14 protein-coding genes and 1 pseudogene are annotated in these 16,754 nt (G+C 70.8%); 7 read left to right on the forward strand and 8 right to left on the reverse strand.

Annotated features, from left to right (window positions below):
- Nucleotides 1-25 precede the first annotated feature (25 nt).
- On the forward strand, nt 26-3,724 hold the full coding sequence (locus ACGWYJ_RS29185; RefSeq protein WP_395109639.1) for a discoidin domain-containing protein: 3,699 nt from the start codon (nt 26-28) through the stop codon (nt 3,722-3,724).
- Nucleotides 3,725-3,762: 38 nt separating this feature from the next.
- Here the strand turns inward: ACGWYJ_RS29185 and ACGWYJ_RS29190 are convergent, their stop codons facing one another.
- Both ACGWYJ_RS29190 and ACGWYJ_RS29195 read right to left on the reverse strand, forming a co-directional pair.
- A complete protein-coding gene (locus tag ACGWYJ_RS29190) occupies nt 3,763-4,062 on the reverse strand; it encodes a transcriptional regulator (RefSeq protein WP_395109640.1) in 300 nt (99 codons plus the stop codon).
- Nucleotides 4,059-4,556, reverse strand: coding sequence for a hypothetical protein (locus ACGWYJ_RS29195; RefSeq protein ID WP_395109641.1), 498 nt, complete (start codon nt 4,554-4,556; stop codon nt 4,059-4,061). The genes ACGWYJ_RS29190 and ACGWYJ_RS29195 overlap by 4 nt, the downstream gene beginning before the upstream one ends.
- Before the next feature lie 254 nt (nt 4,557-4,810).
- Between ACGWYJ_RS29195 and ACGWYJ_RS29200 the strand changes: the two genes are divergently transcribed.
- The gene (locus tag ACGWYJ_RS29200; protein ID WP_395109642.1) at nt 4,811-5,794 is read left to right on the forward strand and encodes a bifunctional methionine sulfoxide reductase B/A protein; all 984 of its coding nucleotides are present in this window, start codon (nt 4,811-4,813) and stop codon (nt 5,792-5,794) included.
- Between the two features lie 48 nt (nt 5,795-5,842).
- Here ACGWYJ_RS29200 and ACGWYJ_RS29205 read toward each other — a convergent pair.
- The 4 genes and pseudogenes from ACGWYJ_RS29205 to ACGWYJ_RS29220 form a co-directional block, all read right to left on the reverse strand.
- Nucleotides 5,843-6,091, reverse strand: a pseudogene (locus ACGWYJ_RS29205) (UTRA domain-containing protein); the annotation flags it as partial.
- A 42-nt stretch (nt 6,092-6,133) separates the two neighbouring features.
- The gene (locus ACGWYJ_RS29210; RefSeq protein ID WP_395109643.1) at nt 6,134-6,685 is read right to left on the reverse strand and encodes a hypothetical protein; all 552 of its coding nucleotides are present in this window, start codon (nt 6,683-6,685) and stop codon (nt 6,134-6,136) included.
- Between the two features lie 63 nt (nt 6,686-6,748).
- Nucleotides 6,749-7,816, reverse strand: a complete 1,068-nt coding sequence (locus tag ACGWYJ_RS29215; protein WP_395109652.1) for an SPFH domain-containing protein — start codon at nt 7,814-7,816, stop codon at nt 6,749-6,751.
- Nucleotides 7,813-8,268 carry an NfeD family protein gene (locus tag ACGWYJ_RS29220; protein WP_395109644.1) on the reverse strand — a complete coding sequence of 152 codons (456 nt, stop codon included), beginning with the start codon at nt 8,266-8,268 and terminating at the stop codon, nt 7,813-7,815. The genes ACGWYJ_RS29215 and ACGWYJ_RS29220 overlap by 4 nt, the downstream gene beginning before the upstream one ends.
- A 220-nt stretch (nt 8,269-8,488) precedes the next feature.
- On the opposite strand from ACGWYJ_RS29220, the gene ACGWYJ_RS29225 reads away from it, so the two are divergent.
- Both ACGWYJ_RS29225 and ACGWYJ_RS29230 read left to right on the forward strand, forming a co-directional pair.
- The gene (locus ACGWYJ_RS29225; protein ID WP_395109645.1) at nt 8,489-9,055 is read left to right on the forward strand and encodes a TetR/AcrR family transcriptional regulator; all 567 of its coding nucleotides are present in this window, start codon (nt 8,489-8,491) and stop codon (nt 9,053-9,055) included.
- 48 nt (nt 9,056-9,103) lie between these two features.
- Nucleotides 9,104-10,342, forward strand: a complete 1,239-nt coding sequence (locus ACGWYJ_RS29230) for an alkyl sulfatase dimerization domain-containing protein (RefSeq protein ID WP_395109646.1) — start codon at nt 9,104-9,106, stop codon at nt 10,340-10,342.
- A 9-nt stretch (nt 10,343-10,351) separates the two neighbouring features.
- Here ACGWYJ_RS29230 and ACGWYJ_RS29235 read toward each other — a convergent pair whose 3' ends face one another.
- Together ACGWYJ_RS29235 and ACGWYJ_RS29240 are read right to left on the reverse strand one after the other, a co-directional pair.
- Nucleotides 10,352-11,488: a DUF1214 domain-containing protein gene (locus ACGWYJ_RS29235; protein WP_395109647.1), complete on the reverse strand. Its 1,137-nt coding sequence runs from the start codon at nt 11,486-11,488 to the stop codon at nt 10,352-10,354.
- Nucleotides 11,485-12,498: a DUF3068 domain-containing protein gene (locus tag ACGWYJ_RS29240; RefSeq protein WP_395109648.1), complete on the reverse strand. Its 1,014-nt coding sequence runs from the start codon at nt 12,496-12,498 to the stop codon at nt 11,485-11,487. Before ACGWYJ_RS29240 ends, ACGWYJ_RS29235 begins: the two co-directional genes overlap by 4 nt.
- A 207-nt stretch (nt 12,499-12,705) precedes the next feature.
- Here ACGWYJ_RS29240 and ACGWYJ_RS29245 point away from each other — a divergent pair, with 207 nt between their 5' ends.
- The 3 genes from ACGWYJ_RS29245 (at nt 12,706) to ACGWYJ_RS29255 (ending at nt 16,523) form a co-directional block, all read left to right on the forward strand.
- On the forward strand, nt 12,706-14,049 hold the full coding sequence (locus ACGWYJ_RS29245) for an MFS transporter (protein WP_395109649.1): 1,344 nt from the start codon (nt 12,706-12,708) through the stop codon (nt 14,047-14,049).
- 100 nt (nt 14,050-14,149) lie between these two features.
- Nucleotides 14,150-15,226 carry a hypothetical protein gene (locus ACGWYJ_RS29250; protein WP_395109650.1) on the forward strand — a complete coding sequence of 359 codons (1,077 nt, stop codon included), beginning with the start codon at nt 14,150-14,152 and terminating at the stop codon, nt 15,224-15,226.
- A gap of 1 nt (nt 15,227) precedes the next feature.
- Nucleotides 15,228-16,523, forward strand: a complete 1,296-nt coding sequence (locus ACGWYJ_RS29255) for a PQQ-binding-like beta-propeller repeat protein (RefSeq protein WP_395109651.1) — start codon at nt 15,228-15,230, stop codon at nt 16,521-16,523.
- The last annotated feature ends 231 nt before the right edge of the window (nt 16,524-16,754 follow it).

Below are 16,754 nucleotides of genomic sequence, written 5' to 3' on the forward strand. Positions count from 1 at the left end.
GCCACCCCCGAGGGGAGATCGCGCCGTGAACCGACGCGTCCGAGCCGCCATCGCCGTCGTCACCGTGCTCTTAGTGAGCCTGACCCTCACCGCGGGGCCGCTCCGGCCCCCCGCCGCCCACGCCGCGCCGACCGGGTACTCCGTTCTGACGGACCAGCAGAAACGTGAACTGCTGCTCTCCGTCCTGGAGAAGTTCGTCCCGCACGCGGAGAGCTTCTGGCGGGACTCGGACATCCCGGAGCCGAACACCGGCCGCTACCTGGCCACGGGTTCGGGCGTCACCCAGCCGCGCGGCGCCGGCGACATCGCGTTCGTCTACGCCACGCTGCTCAAGGCCAGGCCGCGGCAGCGGTCGTTCGGCGGGGTGGCGCGCGAGGTGATGCTCGACCACACCATCCGCTCGATCCGCTACACCGCCCTCACCAACAAGCTGTCCGGCGCCGGGTACGACCAGTGGGGCGGCGGCACCTGGCAGGCGTCCCTGGAGACCTACCTCTGGGGCTTCGCCGCCCAGGTGCTGTGGGACCGGCTCGACGAGGACACCCGCGCCCTGGTGCGCAAGGTCGTGGAGGCCGAGGCCGACATCCTGGTCACCAAGCCGATCGCGACGGCACGGGACGGCGACACCGGCGCGGAGGACAACGCCTGGAACGCCCCGACCCCCGCCCTGGCGGCCGCGCTGTCACCGGACGACCCGCGCGCGCCCACCTGGCGCGAGACGTCGATCAAGCTCGCCCTGAACGCGTCGTCCACCGCCGCCGACGCCGAGTCGGAGCAGGTCGTGGACGGACGTCCGGTCAAGGACCGGATGGCCTCGGTCAACCTCAAGCCCGACCTGACCCTGGAGAACCACGGCTTCTTCAACCCGATCTACCAGCAGGTCACCCACCTGAACGTCGGGGACGCGGCCATCATCGAAGCGCGGGCCGGGCGCCGTCCGCCCGAGGCGTACTCGTTCCGGATGCGGGAGATCTGGGACCGCGTCCTCGGCCCGCTCGCCGCCGACGACGGCGACCTCGTCATGCCGGCCGGCCAGGACTGGACCAGCAAGGACTACCAGCACCTGGGCTACCTGTCGATCCTGGCCACCCGGTTCGGCCGGCCGGACGCCTCGGTGCTGGAGTCGCGGGCCCTGACCACCGTGGCACGGCGCCAGTCGACCCACCAGAACGGCTCGATCCTCGGCCAGCCCGAGCTCGGTTACGAGAGCATGCTGGTCAAGCGGCTCGCGGGCGCCTGGTGGAACCACGCGCTCTTCGGGCCGTCGCCCACGCCGTCCGAGAGCGAGTACCAGAAGGAGCGCGCCAAGACCGCCGGGGTCCGGCACCACCCTGACGCGCAGCTCGTCCAGGGCCGGTTCGCCCGATCCATCGCCACGATGTCGTGGGACGACGCACGGCCGATGGGCCTGGTCGTCCCGCGCGCCGAAGGGCACCTCGGCGACCCCGTGTTCACCTACTACGCCCCGCAGAGCCTGATCGGGACGGCGCGGGGTCCCGGCGACCACACCTGCGACTGCCGGGAGGACCGGTTCTCCACCGCCGGGACCATCGGCGACCGGGGCTTCTCGATGACCGCGTTCCCCGACGGCGTCACCCTGCTGCTCGACCGCGGCACCGGCAGCGCCTTCACCTATTCGATGGAGCACATCCCGGGCGTCACCGGCGAGCGCCCGGTGCGTTCCGCCGGCGGCACCGGCCTCGGCGACCTGAGCGGGAACTGGGTGAACCTGGCCGGCCGGCTGGGCATGATCGTGCTCGGCGGAAGCGGCATCAGGGCACAGCGGACCACGGGGACCAACGACACCACCCTGGTCACCGGCTCGGTCGGCGACGGCAGCGGCAACAGGGGCGCCGTGGTGCTCCCGCTCGCCGACCACGAGACGACCGCCCGGCTGGCGGGGGCCGCGCGCCAGCCCTCCGTTCCGGCCGGCTGGTCGGCGCTGCTCGCCCGGTCCGACGACGGCACCGGCAGGCTCGCGGTCGCCCGCTGGTCCGGCGAGCCCACCGCCAGGCTGTCCCTGGACGACGCCCGAGGCGCACCGGTCACGCGCGAGCAGGCCGAGATCACCGGGAACACCGCCGCGGTGACCATGGGGCTCGGCGCGCCCGCCTCGACCGGCGAGGTGCTCCGCTTCTTCGTCCACTCCGACGGGAGACTGCTCGCCCGCCAGGACGGTGAGGACCGCGCCGTCCTGACCAACCCCGGCGCTTCGGCGGTACGGGCGGCGGTGCGGTACGTGCGCGACGGCCGGACCCGGACCGGTGCCCGGGTCATCGAGCCCGGCGAGACCCTCACCGCGCGGATGGTGGACGACCGGCTCATCCTGGCCGGGCCCGAGTACGAGCATCTCCGCGCGGCGCACGCCACGATCGGCGACCTGCGGCGGAAGGTGGCCGGCTGGCGGGCTTCAGGCCGGCTCGGCCCGGCCGAGGCCGCGCGCCTGACCGCCACCGCGGCGCAGGTGGACCGCGCCATCGCCGACGCCCTCGGCGCGGTGACCGCCGAACGGCCGGACACCGGCCGCGCGGCCGTCGCCGTCGCGAACGCCCTGCGGCAGACCGGCCGGCTTTCCGCGGGCGAGGGCGACGTCGCCGCCGCGGTCGCGGCCGCCCGGCGAAGCGTGGAGACCGAACTGATCGCCGCCCAAGGTTCGCTGCGGGTCGTCGTCGGGCTCCGCGCGTCCGGTCCCGCCTTCCCGGGCGAGCCGCTCGGGCTCACCGCGACGCTGCTCAACCGGGGAGCGGCGGCCGCCGTGGAGGGACGGCTGTCGCTGCGCGGGCCCGAGGGGTGGACACTGCCCTCGAACGTCCCGGCGTTCACCGCGCTGCCGCCCGGCAAGGCGGCCACCGTCCAGCTCACCGCGACCGTGTCACCATCGGCGCGCCCCGGGACGGCGGCGGACATCGGCGCGTCCCTGACCTACCGCGCCGCCGGACGGCCGATCACCACGACCGGCTCGGTGACCGCGCCGGTACTGCCACTGATCACGCTCGTCCCGGACGCGCCGTCGCTGCCCCTGGCCGCGGGCGGCTGGAACCAGGCCGGCGTGACCGTCCGCAGCAATGCCGACCGGCCCCTCGACGTGCGCCTGACCGCCACCGCGCCGGACGGGATCACCATCAGCCCCTCCACCGCCGATCTGCGCGTCCCGGCGCACGGGTCGGCGAACGCCGCCTTCGAGCTGTCGAACGGGTCCCGCGTCAGCGGAACCGGACGGCTCACGGTCAGGACGGCGGGCGGTGTGGCGGCCGAGACGGCCATCGATCTGTCCTTCTCCGACAACCTGGCGCGCAACCCGTCGGGGTCGCGGTGGCCCGCCGCGTTCGCCGTCGACCACCAGAGCGCGTACCCGCCCGGCCTCGCCTTCGACGGCGACCCGGCGTCCTTCTGGGTGAGCAACGGCACGGCCGCCGGCGACGGGCCCTCCCCCACGCGACCGATCACGCTGGGCGTCGACTTCGGGCACCCGCTGAGCCTCGGCTCGGTGACCATGCGTCCCCGCACCGGGTACGGGCCCAAGGCGTACCAGATCCAGGTCAGCGACGACGGCCGGACCTGGCGCACCGTGGCCACGGTGCCCGACGCCGCGAACGGCCCCGTCACCACCGCCTTCCCGGCCGTCACGGCACGCTTCCTGCAACTGTCGATCACCGATTCCTGGGACAGGATCCGTCCGCCGCGCAACGTCCAGACGGCCGAACTGGAGGTGCGCCGCCCATGAGCGCCGCATCGTGGTCGTCGCGAACCTTCTGAGCGATCTCAGGGGCCGACGATGGCGCGCAGTGCGGCGTGGTGGGCGCGATAGGCTTCGCGGCCCTCTGGGGTCAGTTTCAGCCACACCCGCTGCCGGGTGTCGCGGACCGCCTTGCGCTGCTCGACGTATCCGGCGTTCATGAGCACGGTGACGTGCTTGCTGAGCACGGACGCCGATATGCCGAGCTGCCGCTGGACCGCGCTGAACTCCGCCTCGCCCGCGGTGTCCAGCAGGGCGCAGATGCGCAGCCTGTTGGGCGCGTGGATGGTGGTGTTGAAGCCGGCCACCGGGTCGGAGGTGGTCACGGTGCCTTCCGGTGCAGGCGGACGAACCAGAGGTGGGAGCCGATGGACGCCGCGGCGCCCACGGCGGCGGCGCCGAACAGCCAGAGCGGCCGCCCGGTGTACCGGAACGCGTACCCGGCGCCCACGATGAGCAAGGGCAGCAGGGTGAACGCCGGCACGGCCGCCCACTTCGGCAGGATGTCGAGCCGCAGCGCCACGCCCGTCTTGGCGCGCCAGTTCCTGGCCGCGAGGCCGAGCAGCGCGCCGAACACCGCCTCGGTCGCGACCATGGTGACCACCCACGCCCACTGCGGCATCAGCCACTCGGGCTCGGCCAGCGCGCCGCCGAGGAAGATCGGCAGCGCGATGAACATCGCCGTGGTCGTCGCGGCGAACCAGGGCTGCCACGGAGTGGCCGAGAGCGCCGCGACGGACGCGCGGACGTGGTCGGTGTCGGCCAAGGCCGCGCGGGCCTGCTCGGGCGTCGGCAGGTGCGCTCCAGCGTCGGTTTCCATGCCGGAAACTCTAGCCCCCGAGTTTCCAGTATGGCAACAGTAAAGTTTCCGATGCGGAAACGCCCGCCCCGTAGGGCCTGGCGAGGTCCCACGCCACAGGGGCCGATCACCCGTGCCGGCGGCCTGCCCGCGCCCCCCATGGAGCGGCCCTCCGGGGGAATAAAGCCGGCCTGTGGGATGTCTGTATGTGCACGTCCAGGCGCGTTTCACCTGGTTTCCACGCTTCACTCTGAAGGGCCTGGGAAGGGGGAGGTATGCCCCAGCAGTCCCGCTACCACAAGAACCCGGAAGCCGTTTCGAGGCTCGATCCGGAGCAGTACTGCGTGACCCAAGAGGACGGCACCGAGCGTCCGTTCGCCAACGCCTACTGGGACAACCACGAGCCCGGCATCTACGTCGACGTCGTGTCCGGCGAGCCGCTGTTCGCGTCGGTCGACAAGTACGACAGCCGCACCGGCTGGCCGAGCTTCACGAAGCCGATCGCCGAGACGAACGTCGTCCAGCGCGAGGATTCCAGCCACGGGATGATCCGTACGGAGGTCCGCTCGCGGCACGGGGACAGCCACCTCGGCCACGTCTTCGACGACGGCCCCCTGGACAAGGGCGGACTGCGCTACTGCATCAACTCCGCGTCGTTGCGGTTCATCCACCTCGACGACCTGGAGGACGAGGGGTACGGCGAATACCGCACCCTGTTCACCGGTGACACCGACGACAAGCAGGGAGACGACGTGACCACCGAAAAGGCGATCCTCGCCGGCGGCTGTTTCTGGGGCATGCAGGAGCTGTTCCGCCACCAGCCCGGCGTCGTGTCCACGCGCGTCGGCTACAGCGGCGGCGACGTCCCGAACGCCACCTACCGCAACCACGGCACCCACGCGGAGTCCATCGAGGTCGTCTACGACCCCGAGAAGACCGACTTCCGTGAGCTGCTGGAGTTCTTCTTCCAGGTGCACGACCCCACGACGAAGAACCGCCAGGGCAACGACATCGGCACCAGCTACCGCTCGGCGATCTTCTACACCAGCGACGAGCAGAAGCGGATCGCCGAGGAGACGATCGCCGACGTCGACGCCTCGGGCCTGTGGCCCGGCAAGGTCGTCACCGAGGTCGCCCCGGCGGGCGACTTCTGGGAGGCCGAGCCCGAGCACCAGGACTATCTGCAGAAGTACCCCAACGGCTACACCTGCCACTTCCCCCGCCCCGGGTGGAGGCTTCCGAAGCGGGCGAACGCCTGACACCTCCGGCGCGCGGACCCTGTCCGCGCGCCGGCGCGTTTCCGGGGAAAGCGCCGTCAGGCGTTCGGTGACGTCACGGGGAGAGCACCCGGCGGAGGAGAGGAGTTCACGCAGGCTCTCGGCGAGCGGTTCCACCCGGTCCATGCCGGTGGCCAGCGCGAGCTCCGGCGGCAGCCAGAGACTGGCGAACACGATCGGTGCGTCGCCGGCGCCGATCACTCGTTGCCGCAGGACCAGCGCCGCTCCGGCCTCCACGTCCAGCAGGCCCGCGACCTCCGAACGCGCCGGACGCTGCTCGGCCGGCGTGACCTCGCCCGGGTCGTCGCTCTCGGCCGCTTCCTAACCCTCGCGCGATCGTCCGCGCCGCAGGCCCGGCGCCTCGTTGTCCGTACCGTTGGACGCGGTGACCACCGAGAAACTCGCCGTTCCGAGGGTGAGCACTCCGTCGGACAGTGGCGTGCACCGCACCCCGCCTTTTCCGAGCATCGCGCGCTGGGCGCCGGGGCCGATGACGGCGGTCATCCACGCACAGGGCCTTGCCGGGCGGTTCACCGCGAGCGTCACGGGACCCTCGCCGCTGTCCAGGGTCACCGTCTCGCCCACGAAGGAGTCGATGTCGATGCCCCGGAGCAGGATGTTCCGGCGTGTCTGCCGGAGGCCCACCGCCGGGTCGATGTCCACGGGCAGGTTCTCCGCGGACATGATGGTGATCGAGGCGTTCCGGTGTGCGGGCTTGCCGAAGTACCGGTCCCCGACGATGCGCAGGTTCCGCCGCACCTCGATGCGGTCGACCAGCTCGTCGTCAGGGCCCGGCGCCGCGCCGTCCCCGGGCCGTCCCGCGTACCGGTGCACGGGCGACACCAGCAGCTCGACCACCTCGACCGTCGTCATGGTCTCACTGTAGATGCCCAGGTGAACGCCCTTATCGACAGGCGAACGCCCGCGCGCGGCGCGTTACGGGCGGGCGTCGAGGCCGTCCGCCTTGGCCTTCTCGGCTTCCTGGCGGGCCGCGGAGGCCGCCTCCTGCGCCGCCCTGGCCACCTCGGCCGCGCGGTCCCGGGACGGTGCTTCCAGCGCCGCGGGCCCGGAGTCGTCCTCTCGCTTCTCGGCGGTCACCGCATCGTGCGGGGGTTCCTTCGGGCCCGCGCTCTCGCCGGTGTCCTTGGCGAACGCCCTGCTGACGCCCTGCAACGCGTTGGTGACCTCGCTCGGGATCACCCAGAAGGTGTTGCCCTCGCCCTTGGCGAGCTCGGGAAGCACCTGTAGGTACTGGTAGGCCAGCAGCTTGGGATCGGGGTCGTTGCGGTGGATCGCGGTGAACACCCGGTCGATCGCCTGAGCCTGGCCGTCGGCCCGCAGAATGGCGGACTGCCGGGCGCCCTCGGAGTTCAGGATGGCGCTCTGCTTCTCGCCCTCGGCGGTCAGGATCTTCGACTGCCGCACGCCCTCGGCGGTCAGGATCGCGGCCCGCTTGTCCCGCTCGGCCCGCATCTGCTTCTCCATGGCCTCCTTGATCGAGGGCGGCGGGTCGATCGCCTTGATCTCGACCCGGTTGACCCGGATCCCCCACTTGCCGCTCGCCTCGTCCAGCACGATGCGCAGCTGGCTGTTGATCTTCTCCCGCGAGGTGAGGCACTCCTCCAGGTCCATCGCGCCGATCACGTTGCGCAGCGTGGTGACCGTGAGCTGCTCGATGGCCTGGATGTAGTTCGCGATCTCGTACTCGGCCGCCCGCGGATCGGTCACCTGGAAGTACAGGACCGTGTCGATCCGCACGACCAGGTTGTCCTCGGTGATGACCGGCTGCGGATCGAACGACACCACCTGCTCGCGGAGGTCGATCCGGGGCCGGACCTTGTCGACGAACGGCACCACGAAGTGCAGCCCGGCCTCCAGCGTCCGCAGATACCGGCCGAAGCGCTCCACGTTCTGGGCGCGCGCCTGCGGCACGATCCACACCGTCCGCAGCACGACGACGACCGCCACCACCGCGGCGATCGCACCGATGACGGCTTGGGTCATGACGTCCATAACGGTTCCTCTCGTGGGTGCACGAGGGCGGTCGCGCCCTCGATGGCGAGAACGTCGACGCGGGCACCCTCGGGAATGACGACACCGAGGTCCGGCGCGAACGGCCGCGCGGACCACTCCTCGCCGCCGATGCGCACCAGGCCCGAATGCCTGGTCACCTCGGTGAGCGCCACGGCCTCCCGCCCCACCAGCGCCGCGGCGCCCGACCTGAGCACCGGAGGCCGCCGCACATGGCGGAGAGCGAACGGGCGGACGACACCGAGCCCGGCCGCCGACGTCGCGGCGAACACGGCGATCTGCACGCCTACCGGAAGCCCGACCGCGCTCGCCACGCATGCGGCCGCGGCGGCGACCGCCAGCAGTCCAAGGCCGAAGGTGAAGGTCAGCACCTCGGCGACCGCGAAGAAGCCGGCGATGATCAGCCAGACGACCCACGCCTCCATTGGCGTCTCCTAGCGGGCAGGCAGTCCGTTATGCCCCTTTTCTCACCGTATCTCCGTTGGAGCCGCGTGAACCATCAGCGCGGGCGGCAATTCCGAGCGGTGCGGGTGACCTCGCCCGGCGTCGGCGTGCAGGCGAAGGGACGGGTGTTGACCGCGTGCCGGACTGTTGGCAAGGGGCGCGCTTGCGCTGGTGTACGGGGACTGGTCTACTGGCGGTTCCATGGGAACGGCCGCCTCACCTCAGCGTTCGCGTAGCCCGGAGCAGACCCGCAGGGCGATCACCGAGGCCCTATTGGACCTCCTGCGCGAGTCCGGGCGGGTGCCGACCGCCGCCACGATCGCCACCCGGGCCGGCGTGTCCCGCCGGAGCGTCTTCGTCCATTTCTCCGATCTGGACGAGTTGTACGTGGAGGCCGGGCGCCGCCAGGCCGAGCGGCTGCTCGCCACGGTCGAGCCGATCGACCCCGCCCTCCCGCTTCCCGAGCGCATCGACCTGTTCGTCGAGCAGCTTGAGCGGGTGTACGAGACCATGACACCGGTCCGGCGCGTGGCGCTCGCGGCATCCAGCTCCCCGGTGGTGTCCGGGCTGATCAACGAGGGCGACGAGTGGCTGCGGGGCATGCTCGTGGAGGTGTTCGCGGCGGAGTTCTCCGGGCGGGACCCCCTGCTTCCCGACATGGTGGACGCCGCCGTGAGCTGGGGCGCCTGGTACCACCTGCGGCGGCTGGGCGCGGAGGACAGGCGGCGCTGCTTCCGCGAACTGCTCGGCAGGCTGATAGCCGCCTGATCGCGCCGCGCTCTGGCGCATTTGCACTCCGAGTGCAATAGTGTGGTCATGCTGATGCGGTACGCGGAACGGATGTGGCATGGCGAGGCCCGCATGGAAGGGCTTCTCAACGGCGACCTACCCCAGGGAGTGGCATTCGAAATCGCCGACGGCATAGCCGTGGTGCCCACATTCGCGAACGTCATCGTCTTGGCGACGGACGAGGGCCTGGTGCTCTTCGACACCGGGGCGCCGAACACGGCCAAGCGCAATCATCGGGCCATTCGAGCCTGGCGGGACGATCCCGTTCGCTATGCGATCTACTCACACGGGCACATCGACCATGTCCTCGGTGTCGGCCCCTTCGACGAGGAGGCCGACCGGAACGGCCGGGAACGCCCCGTCGTCATCGCGCACGAGGCGGTCAAGGCCAGATTCGACCGCTATACCTTGACCAAGGACTACAACCAGGTGGCCAACGCGCGGCAGTTCGCGAACCCGAACTTCCGCTGGCCCGAGACCTTCAGATATCCCGACCTCACCTATCGCGACGATCACCGGCTGCGCGTCGGCGGGCTCACCTTCGAGCTGCATCACGCGCGGGGCGAGACCGACGACCACACCTGGGCCTACGTCCCCGAACGGAACCTCCTCCTGGCCGGTGACCTGTTCATCTGGAACTCGCCCAACTGCGGAAACCCGCAGAAGGTCCAGCGTTATCCGGCCGAGTGGGCCGCGGCGCTGAGGGCGATGGCCGAACTGGACGCGTCGCTTCTGCTCCCGGGGCACGGCGTTCCCATCGCCGGGAAGGACCGCGTCCGGACGGCGTTGACCGATGTGGCGGAATACCTGGAATCGCTGGTGTCCCAGACCCTTGAGCTGATGAACGGCGGCGCGCGCCTTTCCGAGATCATCCACACTGTTCGCGCTCCGGAACACCTGGCCGCCAAGCCTTACCTGCGGGCCGCGTACGACGAGCCGGAATTCATCGTCCGCAACATCTGGCGCCTCTACGGCGGATGGTGGGACGGCGATCCGGCCTCGCTCAAACCGCCTCGACCGGACCGGCTCGCCTCAGTGCTGGCGGAACTCGCCGGCGGCCCGCACGATCTCGCCGAACGTGCCCGGCGGGCGCTGGAGGAGGACTCCGAACCGCGGCTCGCGGCCTCCCTCATCGAATTGGCCCGCCAGGCCGCGCCGGAGGACGACGCCATCAAGGACGCCTACCGCCATGTCTTCTCCGCGCTTTCCCAGTCGGCCACGTCCCTGATGACCCGAGGCATCTATCTGGCGGCCGCCAACCGCTGAACGTCCGGATCACTCCGCACTGTCCGTACGCCGGCTCGTGAGCGTGACCCGCTCGACGTGGGGCACGACCGGCTCGTCCGCGAGCAGCCAGCGGAACAGGACCCATCCCTCGGGATGGCCTGCGGTGTCGAGCCAGTTCGGCGACCCGGGGTCGGTCCCGGACACCACGACACGGACCCTCCCGTCGGCCTCGGGCGTCGCGGTACGGCCGTTGAGCGCCGTCCGCCGGGTCCGGTGGTCCAGGGACTGGCCCCATCGGTTGGCCAGGTGAACGCCCCAGTAACGGCAGTCCGGAGGTCGCACGTCGATGAGCAGCGCCTCGTCTTCGCCGAGCCGGTACCAGCAGGCGAGGTAGTCGTTGTCCGGCGTTCTGTAGGGACCGTGCTCCCCGGTTCGGACGAATCGGTTCGGTGTTGCGCGCAGCGCCTCCACCCGTTGGACCGCCAGCGACGTCGCCGCCTGGACGAACATGGCGGTCGTACGTACGGCACGCGCGAAGCCGAGGTCGTCCAACGGTGGATCGGCAGGCGGGTCGTCCAGCGCCTCGATCCGGTATTCGGCGGGGACCTCGGTCCGGCGGTCGAGGAAGTACTGCCGGGCGATCACCGCCCGCGAGCCCGCGTCGACGCGAAGCCAGTTCCCCGGCACCTCCTCGGGCGACAGGATCACCTCGAAGTCACCGTCCGGCGAGAAGTGCATGTCCCGGTCGGACAGGTTGACCAGCCGGGTCGTCGCGTCCCGGCCCAACGCGGAGTACACGCAGAACGACAGGTAGGTGCAACTCCCCCGGTTCCCGTAGATCCGGTAACGCGAACTCCTGCCGAGCACGGCGATGTCGTAGTCGGTGTCGGGATTGTCGAAGAAGAACTTGCGCACCGGTGTGACGCCGGGCAGGAACACCGGATGGCGGGATCGCCGCAGCGCCGCCCGCTCGAACTGGTCGGCCAGGACGTTGAGGATGTGACCGAAGCCCTCCGCCACATCGACGGCGGGCACGCCGTCCGCCAGGCTCGTCACCACCTCGCCCGACTCGGCGAGCGTGTCGAGCAGCTCCCGCCAGGCCGCCACGCTTTCGAGGGCGCGGGAGCCGTTCGGGGCATGCGAGCCCGTTTCGGCTGGAGACGACTCGGTAGGTCCTGCGGTCATGCGTGCTCCTTGAGGTCGGTATCGCGCGTGGGCGCGGAGGCGGCCACCGGACGGCCACCCCGCCTGGAACGAGCCGCCACATACACCGCGAGGAAGGCCGTGCCGAGGACGGCCGCGGTCAGGGGCAGGATCGTCCGGATCAGCGCGATCTTGCGGGCGGTCCTGTCCGCCCGGATCGCCCGGTCCCGCCGGTCCGCCTCGGACAGCCTGAACGTGAGATCGCCGGCGACCAGCCGGTCGACCCCGTCCTTGGTGCGGAGGACGGTCTTGCTCCGCTGGCGCTGGTCGATCCGGGTACCGGTGCGCGGGTCGACCCACACCGTGAGCGTCCCCTCGTAGACCCGGTCCACCTCGATGTCACCGCGTCCGGGGTCATAGCCGGGGAATCCCGCGCGGAGCCCGTCCAGATCGAGCAGCGACACCGGAACCCGGGTCGGCGCCGAGGCGAGCACCGTCGGTTCGACGCGCTGGACGAACCGGTACACGGTGACGCCGTGGATCCGTTCGACACCGGCGAAGGTCATCGCGCGGCTCGTGCGGGTCTTGGTGTCGAAGACGTGGTACGTCCGCTTCTGCACTCCGATCGGCCAGAACAGCCCGATCCCCGTTTGCCTGACACCGGTGTCGCCGTCCACGGCGGCGCCCCGGATGGTGTGCAGCCGCGCCGTGCGGCGGTCGAAGGCCACCCGCTGCGACTGGAGCTCCAGCTCCGCGCCGGTGGTGGCGTCCCCGATCCAGGTGAACGAGTCCCAGACGGCGATCTGGTCGTCGCTGGCACGGACATCGCCCCGCACGGTGTTCACGGCCGTGATCCGTGCGCCGCGCCTGACGGTGAGGTCCGTGGTGTCCAGGTACGTGGCGTTGTCGGCGTGCAGCCTCGTCACCTGGTGAATGTCGGCGGGCGCGATGATGATCTGCGGTGCCACGTGATAGCGCAGCAGCGGCGCGAGGGTGAGCAGGAAGGCACCACACGCGACGGTCACCGGGCCGAAAGCGCGCACCGTCCTCATCCCGGTCTCCCCTCGCGGCGGCCGGCCCGTTCCCCGGTCGTGAGCTCGGATCTCGACATGAAAACGACTATTGCACTCCGAGTGCAAGTGCGCCACTATTTACCTGGAGAACATCAAACGGAAACATCCCACCGGCGCCGGACCGGCCTCGCTTGAAGGCGGGCGGAGGATGTCCGATCGCTATGCCCGCGCAGTTGGGAAAGACAGATGATCAAGGACGACTTCGAAAGCCGCCGAGCACCGGACCTGGCGCCGCCCCGGCCCGGGTCCGGCTCACCGGCCGACCACGCGCCCTACGGGTGGAAGCCCCTGGCGGTCGTCGCGGCGGCAGGGTTCATCGACCGTTTCGAGCACCAATTGCTGCCCGGTGTACTTCCTTTCATTCAGGACGAGTGGGGATTCGGCGACACCGCCGCGGGGCTGCTGCCGCTGGGCGGGGCGCTGGCCGCGATCACGCTGACCCCGCTGGCCGGCTACCTCGCCGACCGGTACCGCCGCACCCGTATCCTCACCGTCATCGTGCTGTGCTGGGCGGTCGTCACGCTCGCCTCCAGCCTGGCCACCGGGTTCGCGATGTTCTTCGTCATCCGGCTGCTGCTGGCGACCTCCGAGGGCTTCTACGGCCCGCTCTCCGGAAGCCTGCTCGCCGATTTCTATCCCTCGCAGAGCCGGGCGAAGGCGTACGGCTGGAGAGGGCTCACGCCGTATCTCGCGGGCATCGGCGTGGTGGTCGGCGGGCTGCTGGCACACCTTTTCGGCTGGCGTGCCGCCTTCGTCATCGCCGCCATTCCCGGACTGATTGTCGCCGCGCTGTGCGCGCGTTTGGTGGAACCTCCACGCGGCCTGCTCGACCGGATGGCCGGTGCCGCCGGCACGACCGCGGTCAAGAATGATTCCGGCGGCCCGCGCGAACATCCGAGTTTCTGGCGGCAGCTCCGGCGGGTGCCGGCGATCCCCACGATCGCCCTGCTCTCGACCGCCTTGGCGGCCGTGGCCTTCGGCCTCTCCGGAATCTCCTACTGGACGCCCAGCCTGATCCATCGGGAGTTCGGCGTCAGCGAGGGGCTCGCGGCGTCGGTGAGCGGAACGGTCACGGTGATCGGGGTCGTGGCGGGCGTGATGGCCGGAACGTGGCTCGGCCGCCGCTGGCACGACCGGCGCAACGGCGGCCGCCTGCTGGCCGGAGGCAGCGGGATCGTGATCGGCGGCATCATCCTCGTCACGGCGATCTCGATGCCCTCGCTCTTGGTGTTCGCCGGGCTGCTCCTGCTGTCGAAGGCGGCCATGGCGATGGCCATCCCCAACCTCACCGCCTCCATGGCCGACGTCCTGGACGCGTCGTCGCGCGGTCTCGGTTTCGCGGTCGTGCACGTGTTCGGCGCCTTCGGTGTCGCCTTCGGCCCGCTGCTGGTCGGCGCGATCTCGGACCGGACCGGATCGATGATCACGGCCATGTACGCGCTGGCCGTTCCGTTGCTGCTGGGCGGGCTGCTGACGATCACGGCGCGCCTCTCCTTCGAACGCGACCGGGTCCGCGCGCTCGCACGCTGAGGACCACCCCACCCAAGGGCGACGTTGCACCGCGCCCTGACTCCATTTGCTCCTGCCCGGAAATCCGCGACATCCGGGTGGGTCCCGAGGAGGCAGTCAGATGCTCAACCCGACACGAGGCACCACACCCAAGACGGCGTCCAGAAGAACATCGATCCTCACTCTGATCATCGCGGTCGTCATGCTCATCGGACCGGCACCCGGCGCGCTCGCCGGGCTCGCCGCCGAGGCCACGCCGCCCACGCAGCCCGCGTCCGGTCCGGGAGGTGCGGACTACCAGTGGTCGGCGTCCACCGTTCGCTACATCACCTTCACCGACCGCACCAAGGACTACTGGGTCTTCGGCCCCTCGGCCTGGCAGGGAAGCGGACCCGCGCCTTCGGCAGCGCCCCTGGTCGTCCTCCTGCACGGGTGGCTCGGCGACGACCCCAAGTGGTACGAGGACTGGATCACGCACCTCGTGCGCAAGGGGAACGTGGTCATCTTCCCGCGCTACCAGACGAGCGCGCTGACACCACCGCGGAATTTCACGTCCAACGCCATCTACTCCCTCAAGCACGCGCTGGCGCCGTCCAGCCCGGCGTTCCCCGCAGGGTCCGTACAGCCCGACACCACGCTCGGGATGACGCTCATCGCCCACTCCTACGGCGGGCCGGTCAGCGCCAACATCGCCGCCCGCTGGTCGGCGGAGTCGCTCCCACAGCCCAAGGCGATCCTGTTCGCCGAACCCCACAACGGGACCATCGACCCGTCCCTGGCCGGCATCCCGGCCACGACCAAGATCGGCTGCCTGGTCGGTGACGTGGACACGATCGTGGGCCGCGCCGGCTGTGACGCGCTCTGGGACCTGACCGGCCACGTGCCCGTGACCAACCGCAACTACCTGTGGATGTTCAACGACACGCACGGGTCTCCGGACCTCATCGCCGATCACCGCGTGCCGACCAGCAACCGGGACGGTGGCGTGGTCAACGCGCTCGACTGGTACGGCATCTGGAAACTCGGGGACGCGCTGCGCAACTGCGGATTCTTCGGCACCGACTGCGACTACGCGCTCGGGAACACGGCGCGGCAGACCTCGCTCGGCGCGTGGAGCGACGGGGTGCCGGTCCGCCCGCTGTCCGTCTCGACCACCAAGCCGCCCTGCCCGCCGGGCAGCGGCGCGAAGGGCTGCTGACATGCCGGGAAAGCTCGTCAAGGCAACGGCCCTGGCGTTCCTGGCGCTGGCCTCACTGGCGGCGTCCTCGATCCCCGACGCCCCTCGCGCCCCGGACCGGCTCCCGTCGGTCTACGGGCCGGGCTGGTCCGCCGCCCACGCCGACGCCAAGAACACCGACTATTCACCGGTCACGGGAGCGAGGAACCTGACCCGCGCATGGCAGCGCAGCTTCCCCGGCAGCATCTACCTGGGAGCGACCAACGACGCCACCGGGCGGGTGTACGTGACCACGAACGGCCTGGGATGCCACCTGCACGCGCTCGACGTGGCGACGGGGAGAACGGTCTGGTGCTCCAGCGCGGTCGATCGCCAGGCCGTCGCCTCCTCGGCCCTTCTCGACCGGGACGGACATCTCTACCTCGCCGACAGCCAGGCCATGCGCTCCTTCGACGCCGACGGGAGCGTCCGATGGGAGACCCCCATCGTCGGAACGCCTCTCTCGGCACAGTTCACACCCGCCGGCAACCTCATCTTCATCACTCACATCGGGCGGATCTACGTACTGGACCGCGCCACCGGCCGGCCCATCCTCCCGCCCATGGAACTCATCCCGGGCGCGCCCGTAACCGACGACACACGAGCGTGCATGCGCGGCACCGAAGAATGCCCGTCCTCCAACACGCTCGCGGTCGATCTCGACACCGGCCGCATCTTCTTCACCTTCTGGGACAAGGGCGCGCCGAGCGCCGACATCCGGGCCATGCAATTGGACGAGGGAACCAGCCCTTCGATCCGGCCACTATGGAAGAACGAGTCACTGCCCGGAGGAAGCGCGACCAGTCCCGACCTCTCGGCGGACGGGTCCCGCGTCTATGTCGGCGACAACGAAGGCGGAATCCACGCCTTGGACGCCGCGACCGGTGACACGATCTGGAGTCACGCCACCGGCTACGCTGCCGGCGGCAGCCCGTCCCTCTCCCCCGAGGGCCTCATCATGCCGTCGGGCGGCGGAGACGGCGGACTGATGGCGATCAAGGACCTGGGCGACAGGGCCCAGCGGGTCTGGACGAAGGACGCCCTGGTGAACCGCGGCATCCCCACACAGGCCGCCGGTGGGGTCGCCTACGCGGCGGTCTCGACGACGCTCGGCAACGACCTCGTCGTGGTCGACACCGCCACCGGCGCCGAACTCGACCGGGAACCGATGCCGGGACTGACCCTCTTCACCGTCGGCACGACCGTCGCCCCCGACGGAACCGTCCTCGTGCCGACCATCACCGGAGACCTGTTCGCGTTCCGCCCCGCGCAAGGTTGATCCCCCGGTGCCCGATGCCGAGCGGCGTTGGCCGCTCGGCATCGGGCATCCGGCACCTGCGAACGCCGAGGGAGGCGCCCCAGGGCGAGCAGCCCGGAGTGAAGTAGGCCAAGACGGCGCCCTCCGCGCAACGCGGCCCGTCCCGCCCTCGTCGGCACGGTGGTGTTCGATCACCCGGAGTCGTCCAGGAACTCGGCGAACGCGGTGCGCAGCTCGGGAAGGGCGGCGTCC

Origin of the sequence: Actinomadura sp. SCN-SB (assembly GCF_043906805.1) — a bacterium.
Taxonomy (GTDB): Bacteria; Actinomycetota; Actinomycetes; order Streptosporangiales; family Streptosporangiaceae; genus Spirillospora.

Coding starts and splice junctions, on each gene's coding strand:
- ACGWYJ_RS29195 (WP_395109641.1), bottom strand. CDS start 4,556: ATGGAAACCGACGCTGGAGCGCACCTGCCGACGCCCGAGCAGGCCCGC.
- ACGWYJ_RS29200 (WP_395109642.1), top strand. CDS start 4,811: ATGCCCCAGCAGTCCCGCTACCACAAGAACCCGGAAGCCGTTTCGAGG.
- ACGWYJ_RS29210 (WP_395109643.1), bottom strand. CDS start 6,685: ATGACGACGGTCGAGGTGGTCGAGCTGCTGGTGTCGCCCGTGCACCGG.
- ACGWYJ_RS29215 (WP_395109652.1), bottom strand. CDS start 7,816: ATGACCCAAGCCGTCATCGGTGCGATCGCCGCGGTGGTGGCGGTCGTC.
- ACGWYJ_RS29220 (WP_395109644.1), bottom strand. CDS start 8,268: ATGGAGGCGTGGGTCGTCTGGCTGATCATCGCCGGCTTCTTCGCGGTC.
- ACGWYJ_RS29225 (WP_395109645.1), top strand. CDS start 8,489: ATGGGAACGGCCGCCTCACCTCAGCGTTCGCGTAGCCCGGAGCAGACC.
- ACGWYJ_RS29230 (WP_395109646.1), top strand. CDS start 9,104: ATGCTGATGCGGTACGCGGAACGGATGTGGCATGGCGAGGCCCGCATG.
- ACGWYJ_RS29235 (WP_395109647.1), bottom strand. CDS start 11,488: ATGACCGCAGGACCTACCGAGTCGTCTCCAGCCGAAACGGGCTCGCAT.
- ACGWYJ_RS29240 (WP_395109648.1), bottom strand. CDS start 12,498: ATGAGGACGGTGCGCGCTTTCGGCCCGGTGACCGTCGCGTGTGGTGCC.
- ACGWYJ_RS29245 (WP_395109649.1), top strand. CDS start 12,706: ATGATCAAGGACGACTTCGAAAGCCGCCGAGCACCGGACCTGGCGCCG.
- ACGWYJ_RS29250 (WP_395109650.1), top strand. CDS start 14,150: ATGCTCAACCCGACACGAGGCACCACACCCAAGACGGCGTCCAGAAGA.
- ACGWYJ_RS29255 (WP_395109651.1), top strand. CDS start 15,228: ATGCCGGGAAAGCTCGTCAAGGCAACGGCCCTGGCGTTCCTGGCGCTG.